Origin of the sequence: Mycobacterium sp. E2479, assembly GCF_001667925.1 — a bacterium.
In the GTDB taxonomy this organism is placed as follows: Bacteria; Actinomycetota; Actinomycetes; order Mycobacteriales; family Mycobacteriaceae; genus Mycobacterium.
On record NZ_LZJR01000083.1, the window covers coordinates 1 to 2,747 of the forward strand.

At 66.8% G+C, this 2,747-nt stretch carries 1 protein-coding gene; it reads left to right on the plus strand.

The features are described from left to right. A partial coding sequence (locus A5686_RS11505; RefSeq protein WP_156750041.1) for an amino acid adenylation domain-containing protein occupies nucleotides 1–2,747 on the plus strand: 2,747 nt, incomplete at both ends.

Here is a 2,747-nt window from a genome sequence, read left to right on the forward strand (position 1 = left end):
ACTCATCCCCACCCACCCCCAACCGGGCTGGCGCTACCTGCAACTCGACGCCACCGAAAGCGCCGGCGATGGCGAGGGTGTGGAGGAGCGGATCGCGCAGCTATGCGCCGCTGAGCGCGCCGCGGTCGGGGATCTGGCGCATCCCCCGGCGTTTCGGGTGGCCCTGATCCGCACCGCCACCCACCACCACCGCTGCGTGCTGACCTTCCACCACATCATCATCGACGGCTGGTCACTGCCGATCCTGCTGGGCGAAATCTTCGCCGCCTACCACCACCAACACCTCCCCCCGCCCGGCTCGTATCGCCGGTTCATCCACTGGCTAGCCCAGCGCGACCTCGACGCCGCCCGCACCGCCTGGGCCCACACCCTGGCCGGCTTGGACACCCCCACCCTGCTCGGGCCGCCCGGCCGCGGGCCGTCCGGCCCCCGCCACACCACCTCCTACCGGCTGCCCGAACACACCACCACCGCCCTGCACGAACTGGCCCGCGCCCACCACAGCACCCTCAACACCGTCCTACAAGCCGGCTACGCCCAACTACTCGCCGTGCTCACCGGCCACCACGACATCGTCTTTGGCACCACCGTGTCTGGACGGCCCACCGATCTGCCCGGCGCCGACTCCCTGATCGGGCTGTTGATCAACACCGTGCCCGTGCGCGCCCAACTGAGCCCGACCACCACCACCACCGCACTGCTCGACCAACTCCAACACACCCACACCCACACCCTGGACCACCACCACCTCGCCCTCACCGACATCCACCACCTCACCGGCCACGACCAACTCTTCGACACCCTGCTCGTCTTCGAGAACTACCCCGTCGACACCGCCGCCCTATCGGCCGGCCCCGACGACTTGACCATCACCGCCTTGAGCGGCCGCGAATCCACCCACTACCGACTCACCGTGCAAGCCCAACCCGGCCCCCAACTCGGCCTTCGCGTCGAATACGACACCGACATCTTCGACCCCACCACCATCGAGGCCCTGCTCGCCCGCTTCGAACGAGTCCTGGTGGCCATGACCACCAACCCCCAACAACTGCTGTCCTGCATCGACCTGCTCGATCAACCCGAACACACCCACCTCAACCAATGGGGCAACCGCGCCACCTTGACGAGGCCCACCGGCCCACCGGTGTCGATTCCCGCGTTGTTCACCGCCCAAGTCGCGCGCACACCACAGGCGCTGGCGGTCACCTACCAGGACCGCTCAACGAGCTACCGCGAGCTCGATCAGGCCTCTAACCGGTTGGCGCACCTGCTGACCGACCACAGCGCCGGCCCGGGACAGTGCGTAGCACTACTGTTGCCCCGCTGCGCCGAGGCGATCACCGCGATCCTGGCCGTGCTCAAAACCGGCGCGGCCTACCTACCCATCGACCCCGCCCACCCCCGATCACGCATCGAATTCATGCTCACCGACGCCGCACCGATCGCCACGATCACCACCACAGACCTACGGGCGCAACTGGACGGCCACGACATAGCGATCATCGATCCCGACGACCCAACAGTGAAGCGCCAGCCCAACACCCCACTACCGCCACCCGCACCCGACGACATCGCCTACCTGATCTACACCTCCGGCACCACCGGGCTCCCCAAAGGCATGGCCATCGCCCACCACAACGTGATCCGGTTGTTTGCCTCGCTAACTGCCGACCTTGAGCTCGCGCCCGGCCAGGTGTGGACGCAGCTCCATTCCTGTGCCTTCGACTTCTCGGTGTGGGAAATCTGGGGTGCACTGCTACACGGCGGGCGGCTCGTAATAGTGCCCGAAGAGATCACCCGCTCACCAAACGACCTCCACGCCCTCCTAGTTGCCGAACATGTCAACGTCTTAAGCCAAACCCCATCAGCGTTTTATGCGCTGCAAAACGCCGATGCGCTGCAGTCCGAGCCCGGGCATCAGCTCGACGTTCATACCGTGGTGTTCGGCGGCGAAGCGCTTGAACCACAGCGTCTTCGGACTTGGCTGAACAACCACCCGGTGCTGCCGCGCTTGATCAATATGTACGGCATCACCGAGACGACGGTGCATGCCTCGTTGCGCGAGATCGGCAGCGCCGACACCGACCGCAATGCCAGCCCCATCGGCGTCCCATTGGCAGATCTTGCGTTCTTTGTTTTCGATGGCTGGTTACGAGGGGTCCCGCCCGGGGTGGTCGGCGAGCTGTATGTGGCCGGCGCCGGCGTGGGCGTGGGTTATGTGGGCAGGGCGGGGTTGACCGGGTCGCGGTTTGTGGCCTGCCCGTTCGGCGGCCCGGGGACCAGAATGTATCGGACCGGAGACCTGGTGCGGTGGCGCGCCGATGGCCAGCTGGACTATCTCGGCCGTGCCGATGAACAGGTCAAGATTCGCGGCTACCGCATCGAGCTCGGTGAAATCCAAGCCGCCCTCGCCGCACTCGCTGGGGTGGACCAGGCCGTGGTGATCGCCCGCGAGGACCAACCCGGCACCAAACGCTTGGTCGGCTACATCACCGGCACCGCCGACCCTGCCGAGGCGCGAAGCGTGCTGGCCGAACGGCTTCCGTCTTACATGGTGCCAACGGCAGTCGTGGCCCTACCTGCGATGCCGCTGACGGTCAACGGCAAACTCGACACCCGCGCCCTGCCGGCACCCGAATACGCCGACGCCGAGCGGTATCGCGCCCCGGCCACCGCGGTCGAAGAGATCCTGGCCGGCATCTACGCCCAGGTCCTCGGTATCGAGCGGGTCGGGATCGACGACTCCT